At 67.0% G+C, this 11,081-nt stretch carries 10 protein-coding genes; 8 read left to right on the top strand and 2 right to left on the bottom strand.

Translation table 11 applies throughout. The features are described from left to right. The first annotated feature begins 7 nt into the window (after positions 1–7). From ABZS66_RS43460 to ABZS66_RS43425, 8 genes are all read left to right on the top strand, one after another. Entirely contained in the window at positions 8–772 is a 765-nt protein-coding gene (locus ABZS66_RS43460; protein WP_354768486.1) for an SDR family NAD(P)-dependent oxidoreductase, read from the top strand. Positions 773–774: 2 nt separating this feature from the next. Continuing rightward, a complete protein-coding gene (locus ABZS66_RS43455) occupies positions 775–1,533 on the top strand; it encodes a crotonase/enoyl-CoA hydratase family protein (protein WP_354768484.1) in 759 nt (252 codons plus the stop codon). A 38-nt stretch (positions 1,534–1,571) separates the two neighbouring features. Next, positions 1,572–2,981, top strand: a complete 1,410-nt coding sequence (locus tag ABZS66_RS43450) for an NAD-dependent succinate-semialdehyde dehydrogenase (RefSeq protein ID WP_354768482.1) — start codon at positions 1,572–1,574, stop codon at positions 2,979–2,981. Positions 2,982–3,143: 162 nt separating this feature from the next. After that, entirely contained in the window at positions 3,144–4,754 is a 1,611-nt protein-coding gene (locus ABZS66_RS43445) for an AMP-binding protein (RefSeq protein WP_354768480.1), read from the top strand. Positions 4,755–4,759: 5 nt separating this feature from the next. Continuing rightward, a complete protein-coding gene (locus ABZS66_RS43440) occupies positions 4,760–5,656 on the top strand; it encodes an SDR family NAD(P)-dependent oxidoreductase (RefSeq protein ID WP_354768478.1) in 897 nt (298 codons plus the stop codon). Between the two features lie 31 nt (positions 5,657–5,687). Continuing rightward, positions 5,688–6,125 (top strand): OB-fold domain-containing protein, encoded by a 438-nt coding sequence (locus ABZS66_RS43435; RefSeq protein WP_354768476.1) that lies wholly within the window; start codon positions 5,688–5,690, stop codon positions 6,123–6,125. A 1-nt stretch (position 6,126) separates the two neighbouring features. Continuing rightward, the gene (locus tag ABZS66_RS43430; protein WP_354768474.1) at positions 6,127–7,056 is read left to right on the top strand and encodes a VOC family protein; all 930 of its coding nucleotides are present in this window, start codon (positions 6,127–6,129) and stop codon (positions 7,054–7,056) included. A 235-nt stretch (positions 7,057–7,291) separates the two neighbouring features. Continuing rightward, on the top strand, positions 7,292–7,528 hold the full coding sequence (locus ABZS66_RS43425; RefSeq protein WP_354768472.1) for a hypothetical protein: 237 nt from the start codon (positions 7,292–7,294) through the stop codon (positions 7,526–7,528). Positions 7,529–7,554: 26 nt separating this feature from the next. Here ABZS66_RS43425 and ABZS66_RS43420 read toward each other — a convergent pair whose 3' ends face one another. Together ABZS66_RS43420 and ABZS66_RS43415 are read right to left on the bottom strand one after the other, a co-directional pair. After that, on the bottom strand, positions 7,555–9,411 hold the full coding sequence (locus tag ABZS66_RS43420; RefSeq protein ID WP_354768471.1) for a DUF4118 domain-containing protein: 1,857 nt from the start codon (positions 9,409–9,411) through the stop codon (positions 7,555–7,557). Between the two features lie 511 nt (positions 9,412–9,922). Then, complete coding sequence (locus ABZS66_RS43415; RefSeq protein WP_354768469.1) at positions 9,923–10,705, bottom strand: transposase family protein; 783 nt, start codon at positions 10,703–10,705, stop codon at positions 9,923–9,925. Positions 10,706–11,081: the final 376 nt, after the last annotated feature.

The following is an 11,081-nucleotide window of genomic DNA, read 5'->3' as shown; positions in this document are numbered from 1 at the left end:
GACTGCGATGGACCTTACAGACGGTGTTGCCGTTGTCACCGGCGGCGCATCCGGACTCGGTCTGGCGTGTGTACGTCAGCTTGTCGAGCGCAACGTGCCTACGACGATCGTCGACCTCCCGACCTCTGACGGTCGGAATATCGCTGACAGTCTCGGCGGTCTCGTGCGGTTCTGCCCGGCGGACGTGACGGCCCCCGACGCCGTCGCCGCAGCGGTGGACGAGGCCTGCCAGCACGGGCCGCTGCGAGCGGTCATCCACTGTGCGGGCCGCGGTGGCACCGTCCGGGTGGTGGAACGTGACGGGCAGCCCGGTTCCCTTGAGCTGTTCAGCGAACTGGTGCACGTCAACCTGGTCGGAACGTTCAACGTGCTGCGGATCGCCGCGGCCCGGATGGCGGCAAACGAACCGGTGGGCGGCGAGCGTGGCGTGTGCGTGCTGACAGCGTCCGTCGCGGCTTGGGAGGGCCAGATCGGCCAGATTCCGTACGCCTCCGCCAAGGCCGGGGTGGTCGGAATGACCCTGGTCGCAGCGCGTGACCTAGCATCCAAACTGATCCGGGTCGCCACCATCGCTCCCGGCGTGTTCGACACCCCGATCCTGGCCCGGTTCGGTGATGAGATCCGCGACAAGCTGGCGGCATCGGTGCCGCACCCGTCCCGTTTGGGTCGGCCGGAGGAGTTCGCCGCGTTGGCCATGCACATCCTGGCCAACCCGATGATCAACGGTGAGACCATCCGGCTGGATGGGGCCGTCCGGATGGGGGCACGCTGACCATGACCGTCCGGACTGTCACCCACGGCACCGTGTTGGTGGTGTGCATCGACCGGCCACAGGTTCGCAACGCTATCGACGAGCCAACGGCCAGGGCAATCGGCGCAGCGATGGAGGACCTCGACAGCCGCGACGACCTATCCGCGGCCGTGCTCACCGGAGCAGGCGGGTACTTCTGCGCCGGGATGGACCTCAAAGCCTTCCTGGCCGGCCAACGGCCCGCGGTGCCCGGTCGGGGCTTCGCGGGCATCGTCGAACGGCCGCCGGACAAACCGATCGTCGCAGCGGTCGAAGGCCCAGCGGTCGCCGGCGGCTTCGAGATCGCGCTTGCCTGTGATCTCATCGTGGCGGCGGAGACGGCCTCGTTCGGCCTGCCCGAGGTGCGGCGGGGGCTGATGGCGGCCGGCGGCGGTCTACTGCGGCTTCCGCATCGGGTGCCCTACCACCTTGCGATGGAGTGGATCCTCACCGGTGCCTCCGTCGATGCGCCGACGGCCTACCGGGCGGGGCTTGTCAACCGGCTTGTACCGCAGGGCGAATCGCTCGACTGCGCCCTGCGACTCGCCGAGGCCGTCGCTGCGAACGGGCCGCTGGCGGTACGCGAATCCAAACGCGTCGTCATCGAGTCGGCTGGCTGGCCCGCTGATGAGGCGTTCGACCGCCAGCGCGCCATCTACGCGAAGGTGCGTGGTTCCGCCGACGCCCGAGAAGGTGCGCTCGCGTTCACCGAGAAACGTCCGCCGGTCTGGCGCGGACGGTGAGGCTCTCCAGAGGAGCGTGCATGCACTTCCCTACGAAGTTGTTTATCGACGGCACCTGGGTCGATGGCAGTGACACCGTTGCGGTGCTGGATCCGGCCACTGGAGTACCCATCACCGAAGTCGCTGTCGCCGGCGCCGAGGAGTGCGCCGCGGCCGTGGACGCGGCCGCGGCCGCATTGCCGGCGTGGTCCGCCCGGGCGCCGCGCGAGCGCGCGGAGGTGCTGCGCCGTGCGTTCCGGTTGATGGTCGACGAGAGTGATCGGCTCGCCGAACTCGTCGTCCGGGAGAACGGCAAGGTGCTAGCGGACGCGCGGGCGGAGATCGGATACGCCGCCGAGTTCTTCCGCTGGTTCTCCGAGGAGGCAGTCCGGGTCACCGGCGAATACCGGGTCGCGCCCGGGGGCGACAAGCGGATCATCGTGACCCACCAGCCGGTGGGTGTCTCGCTACTCATCACGCCGTGGAACTTTCCTGCCGCCATGGCCACACGGAAGATTGGCCCGGCATTGGCTGCGGGCTGCGCCATGGTGCTCAAGCCGGCCACGGAGACGCCGTTGACCGCACTCGCGATTGCCGACATCCTGCACCGCGCTGGGCTGCCCGGCGGGGTCCTCAATGTCGTCGTCGCCACGCCATCTGCGGTCAGGGTTCGGGAGATGTTGCACGATCCACGGGTCGCCGCCCTGTCGTTCACCGGATCTACCGAGGTGGGCCGGCTGCTGCTGCGCGAGGCCGCGGATCAGGTGGTACGCCCGTCGATGGAGTTGGGCGGTAACGCGCCGTTCATCGTCCTGTCCGACGCAGACGTGTCAACGGCAGCGGCCGGCGCGCTGACCGCGAAGCTGCGCAACGGCGGCGCTGCGTGTACCGCCGCCAACCGCTTCTACGTTCACCGGTCGGTTGCAAGGGACTTTGTTGACGCCTTCTCCCGCGCGATGGCCGCACAGACCCTCGGGCCGGGAATGAACCCAGCCAGCACCGTCGGGTCGCTGGTGTCCGTGACCGAACGGGACAAGGTCGCCGCGATCGTGACTCAGGCGGTCGGCGCCGGCGCCCGTGCCACGGCCGGTGGGGCGGTCCCCGACGGGCCAGGCGCGTTCTACCCACCGACCGTCCTCGCCGGTGTGGCGGCGGACGACGAGATCCTCGACGTGGAGATCTTCGGTCCGGTGGCTCCGGTGGTGATCGTCGAGGACGACGACGAGGCTGTGTACCGCGCGAACAACACACCGTACGGTCTCATCAGCTATGTGTACGGCGAGGACCAGCGGCGGGCGCTGCGAGTAGCAGAGCGGCTGGAGTCCGGGATGGTCGGCATCAACCGCGCCTTGCTGTCCGATCCAGCCGCGCCGTTCGGCGGATTCAAGCAGAGCGGGCTGGGCCGCGAGGGCGGCTTCGCCGGCATCCATGAGTTCCTGGAGACCAAGTACATCGCCACGGACCTGTGAAACGGAATCCAGGTCTGGCACGACACACATAATGTGTGCCATTGTGACAGCAGCGCACCCGCCCCCATCGCCTTCACACACCCCATACCGCGAAGGACGAACGCCGATGCCGAATTGCGCAACCACCTGCACCATGACCGCCAGCAAGAGTGTGGTCATCCGATGACCGTCTGGGCACCGGACGACCGCGTTTCGATCGGCACGGTCATCGACAAGCGAGCCGAGCATTCCGGCGACCGGCTCGGCCTCACGGTTTGCGGCGAGGCCGCCACCTTCGCCGACCTAGCCACGCGCACTATCGGATACGCCAACGCGCTCCATGGGCTCGGACTCCGCCACGGCGACTCTGTGGCCCTGCTCATGGACAACTCGATTGAACACGTGCTCGCCTGGTTCGGCGCCTCACGGTTGGGCGCGGTGGACATTCCCATCAACACTGCCTACGCCGGCGACTTCCTGCGGCGCACCCTGCGCAATGCCGGAAGCTCGCTGCTGCTGTGCGACGAGAAGTACCTCGACACGGCACTCGACACGGCCAGGGACGGCGGGATCGAAACCGTGGTCCTGCGGGGTAGCCCCGACGGGTTGCGGCGGCTGGAGCATGCCGGCCTCAAGGCCGTCCCGTGGGACGAGCTGTCCACCGGGCCAACCTCACACCTCCTTTCCGCTGCCGGTGTCGGCTACAGCGACGCCTCCTCGGTCATCTACACCTCCGGCACCACCGGCTCTTCAAAGGGCGTCACGTTCTCACACAACTACCTGTTGTCGGCCGCACGCCAACAGGTACTGCTCTATCAAGGCTCCGAGGAGGACGTGTACTTCGGATCCATGCCATTGTTCCATTTGGCCGCCAAAGGCTGCGGCATCATGGGCGCACTGGTGTGCGGGCAGCACGCCGTGCTGGACGCCAAGTTCTCGACCAGCCGCACCTGGGACCGGGTACGGGAATCACAGGCGACCATCGTCCACATGCTCGGCTCCATGATGGTGATGCTCGCCAACCGGCCCGAGAGCCCGGATGACGCCACGTTGCCGATGCGCGTCTTCTACACCGCACCGATCCCGCGGACCCTGCACCGGCAATTCGAGCAGCGTTTCCGGTGCAAGGTCGTGACCTGCTACGCCCTCAGCGAGGCCTGCAAGATCACCGTTGGCGGACTAGACGACGACTTTCCGCTCGACTCCGCCGGACGCGTCAACGACGAACTGTTCGAGGTGCGCATCGTCAACGACGACGACACCGACGTGCCGGCAAACTCGGTCGGCGAGATCATCGTGCGGCCCAAGAAACCGGGAGTGATGTTCGACGGATATTGGCGCAACCCCGAGGCGACGCTGCAGCAGATGACCAACCTGTGGTACCACACCGGCGACCTCGGACGCCTCGACGCCGACGGATGGTTCTTCTACGAGGGTCGAAAGAAGGACGCCTTGCGACGCCGTGGCGAGAACGTCTCCGCCGCGGAGCTCGAGGAGGTGCTTCGCCAGCACCCAGCCGTCGCTGACGCCGCCGCCGTCGGCGTGCCGAGCGAGGTCCTTGAGGATGACATCTTCGCCATCGTCGAGCTTGCCCCTGGCACGCAACTCGACCACGCGGAACTGCATCAGTTCTGCGTAGGCCGCCTGCCATTCTTCATGGTTCCGCGCTACTTCGAACTCGTCGATGAGCTGCCACGCAATCCCGTCGCCAAGATCGAAAAGTACCGGTTGAGGACCCGTGGACTCACCCCGAACGTTTGGGACGCCACGATCCAGACGTTTGTGAAGTCCTGAACGCCATGCCAGAACTCGACGGGAAAGTCGCAGTCGTGACCGGCGCAGGCGGCGGACTGGGTCGGCGCTACGCGCTCGAACTCGCTGCCGCCGGCGCCAAAGTCCTCGTCAACGACCTGAGCGTGACAGTGGCTGGCGGTTCTCTGGCAGGCCAGCACCTTGCCGACAGCGTGGTTGCCGAGATCATCGCCGCCGGCGGAGAGGCCGTCGCCAACACCGCCGACGTTTCTGACCCAGATACGGCTGCCACGATCTGCGCCGACGCGGTGGCGGCCTTCGGTCAGATCGACATCCTCGTCAACAACGCGGGGATCGTTCGGGATGGTCCTTTCGATACCATGCCGCTGGCCAACTGGCACCGGGTGGTGGACGTACACCTGCACGGCACCTTCAACGTGACGCAGCCCATCTTCTGGCACATGGTCGACCGCGGCAGCGGTGGCGTCATCGTCAACACCACGTCGCGCAGTGGGATCCGTGGCAAGACCGGCCAGGCGAACTACGCCGCCGCCAAGGCCGGCATCATCGGCTTGACGAGCGTGCTTGCTCTCGAAGGCCGCGCCTATGGCATCCGTGCCTGGACGATAGCGCCGCGGTTCGCCAGCCGCGCCTGGGAGGGCGGCACCGTGACATCGTCGGGCGTTATCAATGACGAACTCCGGACGCGGTACACCAGCGACGCGGCCGCACTCACGATGCTCTACATGGTGAGCGACCGCTCCGCTCCCCTGTCCGGAAAAGTGGTCTTTGCCAGCGCCGACGGCATCCAAGAGATGCGCTGGCACGGCGCAGAACCGTGGGAGCCGACCGGCCGGCCAGCCAGCCTCGACGCGCTCGATGCGGCGATCAGACAGGGCCGAGTGCTGTTCGTCGACGAATCCAACCTCGGCACACCAATCTGACACCGCCATGAAACACCACCAAGGGGACGGGATGCAGCAGATACCGACGCGCACAAACCGGGCGGAACCACCGCTGCCGAGCCTGACGCCGGACACCCAAGATTTCTTCACCCGCGGCGCTCACGGCGAGCTGGCCATCCATCGCTGCGCCGACTGCGCCTACTACATCCACCCCCCGGTGCCACGGTGTCCCGTCTGCCTCTCCGCCCGCGTCCGGTCCGAGGCCGTGTCGGGCCGCGGCGCGGTCGCTGCGTTCACCATCAACGAGTACTCCTGGCATCCGGCGTTCGACCCGCCGTACGCGGTGGCCATCGTCGAGCTCGCCGAGCAGCAGGGGCTGCGGCTCACGACCAGAATCGTGGACGCTGATCCGTACGACGTCCGTGTTGGGATGCTGGTACACGTCACCTTCGAGGCGCATGGCGAAATCTACCTTCCGCTGTTCCGGCCGGTGACCGCCGATGTTTGACATGCTCGCGTCGGCGGACCTGTTGGTCGCCTCCTCACAAGCTGCGATGGACCGCCTCGGCCCGATCCTGGGCCTGTACGAGCCGCGTGGGGTATGGCGGCAGGTCTGGCCGCGGTGGGGGTTCGACGCGCGATGGTGCCGTGTCAACCTCGACGTCGCGCTCGCGCCGACGCACGTGGAGATCATCGCACCGTTCGGCGAACCCGACAGCCACCTCTCGCACCCGTTCATGGCCGAGATCTTCCGTGGTCAGGCGAACCGCCAGTACAAGACGCACTCCACCCCGGTTGCGATCGACGACATGGACGCAATGGTCACCCGGCTTGCCGCCGCCAAGGCGCGGTTCCGCGTCGACGAGCCGGCCGAAGAACTCCCGTTTCCGCGCATCTGGCTCGGCCGCAACCACGACGACCCTGGTGCGTACGACCCAGGCGCTGACGGCGGTCTGTACCTGGAGTTCGTCCCGGCTGCATCGTTTGGGTTCCCTGTCCCGACCGACGATCACGTTCCCCGCCCACGAGACGACGACCACCCCGTCGTTCGGGTCACCAAGCGCACCATGCTGGTCCACGACATCGAGGGGACGTTGCGTGCCCTCGAACGCAGCACTGGCTGGAGCCCGGCCGACCCGATCGTCCGGGACGCTGGTGTGAAACGCGTCGCCCTGACATTCGCCCACCCGCGGTCGGCGCTGCTGGAGGTTGTCCAACCGACCGACCCGTCGACACCCGCCGGAGATTACCTGGCCACGTGGGGGCCGGGACCGTACGGCATCTCGGTCGAGGTCGAGGACCTCGACCGAACCATCGACCGGCTCGCAGCGCTCGGCTTGACACCGACGGTTCACGAGGGCCGCGACAGTGTCGACATCCGGCCCGACCACAGCCAGACGCTCGGCGTCCAGCTCGAATTCCAGGTGCGGCCGTCATGACCGCCCACACCAAATCGGCTCCGGCCGGCGAACGCGTCATCCTGTCGTACGCATCGCCCCCACGAGGAGGCCTGTGCAGCCGTGGCCGGCTACCAGCCACATCGCAAGCCGATGGCAGGCGACGGGCTGCGGCGTAACCTACGGCGGTCGCCGGCCACCGGACGGTGGAGTGGCACGGGGACCCGCGGACGCTCGACTCCGCCCATGAGCCTGGTACCGCAGACAGCAACGCGATATGCCTGCCGGGGTCACCGGTCTCGACGTTCCGGTGATCCTCGTCCGTGGCGAGTTGAGCGACGTCATCCTCCCCCCGGACGCCGAACGCTTTCTCGCCCTCGGAGCACGCACCCGCCACGTCGAGGTGCCTAGAGCCCGGCACATGGTGGCGAGTAACGAGAACGACGTCTTCCTGGAGCAGTTCCTCACCGCACTGGCCGACACTCTGCCCGGATTCCCGGCAAGGAGCGCGTAGGGAGCCAGTCGTCCCGGAGAGACCAACTAGCGGAAGCCCGGCGTTTCGTCGAAGCAGACCGGGACCATTGCCGATACGCAGGTGCCGCCGCCTGCTGGGCTCTCCATTGTCAGGTGCCCGCCGAGTGCTTCAACGCGGTCCTTGAGCCCGGTGAGTCCGGACCCTCGTTCGGAGTCGGCTCCGCCGACTCCATCGTCACAGACGGAGAGGTGAAGGTGTTGCTGCTGTACTTGTAGGTCGACGCGCACGACCGTCGCATGTGCGTGTTTGGCGGCGTTCGTGAGTGATTCCGACACAACAAAGTAGGCAGCCACCTCGACGCCTGATGGCAACCGCTGATCGATCTGCACGTCGACCTCAACTGGGACTGACGATCGGCGGGCGAGCGCCTTGACCGCTGCCCCGAGACCGCTTTGGGTCAGTATCGCCGGATGAATCCCCCTCGAAAGCTCGTGCAGGTTTTCCACAATGTCACTGAGACTGGTCGCCATCTGCGAGAGCTTGGCCTTGAACTGGCACAATTCTGGTGGCACACCATCCTCAGTGGTGCGCATGGCGAGCATGAGCGAGACAAGCTGCTGTTGGGCCCCGTCGTGCAGATCGCGCTCGATGCGTCGGCGCGCCTCGTCGGCAGCGGAGACGATCCGGGCTCGAGACGCGAGAAGCTGGCTCCGACTTTCGGCGTTCGCGATGGCCGTTGCCAGAAGCTCCGTGAAGCCCTCGATGCGTGCCTCCGCATCGGCCGGCAAGGGTTCTGGCCGCATACACGAGACGGTGGCCACGCCCCACAACCGGCCCTCGACCACGATCGGCGCTCCGACCGCCGAGCACACACCCAGCTTACGGGCGAGGGTTGCGCCAGGGCCCGAGCCTTCGTACCGGTCGATCCGGGCAGCGCGACCAGTGCGTTGCACCTGTCCCACGATAGTGTCCTTGTCGATCGGCCAGTAGTCCACGACCGACGGCTTGATGGGTCCCGGTTGGTTGGTCGAGACAACTGTGAATGTGTTGTGAGCCTCGTAGCGCAACAGGTTCGTGTGGTACTTGCCCAGCAACTGGCTGACCTCGACGGCGACCGCGTCGAAAACCTCGGCTGGTCTAGCACCGTGGGCGATCAGCGTCGCCACCCGTCGCAGAGCGGCCTGTTGTTGCGCGAGCCGCCGGAGCTCCTCGCGACCCGTCCCCAGCGAGGCAATCATTGCCGAGCGCTCGTATGCGAGCTGCAGCAGCGACGCAAGTGGTGGCACGACCCGCTCCTGCAATCGCCGTAGCGTCCGCTTCGGCGTGCGGGCGGGCACGTACATGGCGCCGAGGCTGGCGGCTCCCTCGCGGAGTGGAAGCATCACATGCGCATCTCCGTGCCCGGAATGAACGCTTTCGCGACAGCGACTCGAACTGATCGTCACGGATGAAAGGCCGAACGCTCGGCCGATGCGCTCTTCGACGGCAGGCAACGCCGTCGGCATGTCAGTTTGCAGCAAATGAGCTATTTCGGCGACAAGGCCCGAGTCCTGGGCCCGCTCGGCGCGTTTTCTGGACAACTCGCCGACAGCGCCGACCAGCAATGCGACGACGAGGAAGAATGCAACCTCGACCCAATCCCCCACGTCAGGGGCCACCAATAGGCCAGGCTGCCGGCCATGGAAGAGCACGAAGGCCAGAGCGCTGGCCAGAGCGGTCGCTAGACTCAGCCAAAGCCCCCATACCATCGAGACCAGCAGGACACCGAACAGATACACAAAACTCAGTGCCAAATGTGACGCGATCGCCCGGAATTGATGCACAATCAGCGTTTCCACCACGATCACGGACAGAGCGAACGCAATCCCCAGCACGTAGGGCGGGGGCGGCGGACGCACCAGCACCATCAGACCCGTACGCATTTGCCAAAGTATAGTCCGGTTTCTGCCCAATCGACGTAGCATGTACTCCCAAGGCGCCGCAACGCGGACTACCAGCCGCCGCACTGGGTGTGCGCGCCAGTGGACCAGCGGCGCACCCTTGGCGGCACTCGACGCTTGACCACATGGCCGACAGATCTGAGGCTCTCAGGTTCCGAGAACATGTCTGGCCTGCAGTTGTCACCGGATCCCCGCCAACGCATCCGCGTCACTCCGTGGGCGGGTACCGCGAGGTTGATCCATTGGTCGCGAACGGCCTGACGGGACGAGTTGACGAGTTACCCGGTCGGCAGCGGCGACCACTCTGGTGCGAGGCTTCCGCCGCCCGACGGCGTGCCGGGAAGGCTTCGGCTGGCGTGTCCGGGTGTTCCCGGACCGGTTCCAACAACGCGGCGACCACACAGCGGATATCGGGCAGGTGGCCGACGACTCGGAGTTCGTCGCGGATGAAACGATCGGCGCGAGGTTCACCGATCGCAACAGTGAGCCATTTTCATCGTGGGTAGCGGTTGGTCTCGATGTGGTGCAGGACGGTGACGGCCTGCACGATGGCGGTGGCGCGGCGTGGGCAGCAGCGCAGCTTGGTCAGGATCTTCCAGCTTTTGAGCGCGGCGACCGCGCGTTCGCCGATGCCGCGGACACGGGCGTGGGCGCGGTTGACGGCGCGTTGCCGGCGGGAGAGCCGGGGCCGGTGGCGGTGGCGTTTGAACGGTGTGCGGATTGTGCCGCCGGCGCCCTGGTAGCCCTTGTCGGCCAGCACCATCACGCCGTGGGCGGTGAGGGCGTCGACCAGGCCGTGCACGCGCGCGGCGGTCAGGTCGTGGACCGCGCCGGGCAGCGCGGGTGAGGCCCAGACGAGCCGGCCGGCGGGATCGGCGAGCAGTTGCACGTTGACGCCGTGGCGCTTGTGCTTACCTGAGTAGTACGGGCGCTGGTTGGCCACCCGGTCGATCGGGATCAGGGTGCCGTCGAGGATCGCGTAGGCCAGCCGCGCGGCGCGGCGGGCGGCTGCGGCGACGTCGTCGGCGCGGGCGGCGAGCAGGTGGATGCCTTCTTGGACGTAGCGCCAGGCGGTGCTGGTGCCGATGGCGAAGCCGGCGGCGAGTCGGGCGTAGGTGTCGCCGTTGCGCAGGTGTGCCAGGACCAGCAGCGCCTGGTCGCCCGGCTGCAGCCGCCGCCATCGGCTGCGGCGTTCGTGACGTTGCCGGCGGATCAGGGTCGCGAGCTGGTTGAGGGTGCGGGTGGACAGGGTGATCGTGGCAGGGTAGGACAGCAACGAGGCTCCTGGTCGGGGCATCGAGTCTTGGTCGACAGCTGTCTTACCGGGAGCCTCGCCCTACGTCGGTCCCTGCGCGCCACACCGTCGTTGACCAGCACCGTCACGATGAAAATGGCTCAGTGGCGGGCGCCAGCGGATGGCAGGGCCCGTGCCGACGTGCACAGTTGGCATCGAGGGCGCCCGTCGACGACACGACGACGGGCGGCTCGTGGTCTGCCCACGGCGATCACGCAAATGGAGGACAGTTCCTGCACCCGCCCGGGTCTGGGCTGTGGTGCCGAGTGCCCTTCGGGGCGGCAATGCATGCGTACAGGACAGTGAGCCATTCCGCGCAAGGACGTGATTACCGAGTGCTGTTATGTGGTTCGGGCGT

It is taken from the genome of Dactylosporangium sp. NPDC005572 (assembly GCF_040605515.1).
In the GTDB taxonomy this organism is placed as follows: Bacteria; Actinomycetota; Actinomycetes; order Mycobacteriales; family Micromonosporaceae; genus Dactylosporangium.
Note: the sequence above shows the minus strand (reverse complement) of the source record. Positions and strands in the feature narration are given on the sequence as shown.

Coding starts and splice junctions, on each gene's coding strand:
- ABZS66_RS43460 (WP_354768486.1), top strand. CDS start 8: ATGGACCTTACAGACGGTGTTGCCGTTGTCACCGGCGGCGCATCCGGA.
- ABZS66_RS43455 (WP_354768484.1), top strand. CDS start 775: ATGACCGTCCGGACTGTCACCCACGGCACCGTGTTGGTGGTGTGCATC.
- ABZS66_RS43445 (WP_354768480.1), top strand. CDS start 3,144: ATGACCGTCTGGGCACCGGACGACCGCGTTTCGATCGGCACGGTCATC.
- ABZS66_RS43440 (WP_354768478.1), top strand. CDS start 4,760: ATGCCAGAACTCGACGGGAAAGTCGCAGTCGTGACCGGCGCAGGCGGC.
- ABZS66_RS43435 (WP_354768476.1), top strand. CDS start 5,688: ATGCAGCAGATACCGACGCGCACAAACCGGGCGGAACCACCGCTGCCG.
- ABZS66_RS43430 (WP_354768474.1), top strand. CDS start 6,127: ATGCTCGCGTCGGCGGACCTGTTGGTCGCCTCCTCACAAGCTGCGATG.
- ABZS66_RS43425 (WP_354768472.1), top strand. CDS start 7,292: ATGCCTGCCGGGGTCACCGGTCTCGACGTTCCGGTGATCCTCGTCCGT.
- ABZS66_RS43420 (WP_354768471.1), bottom strand. CDS start 9,411: ATGCGTACGGGTCTGATGGTGCTGGTGCGTCCGCCGCCCCCGCCCTAC.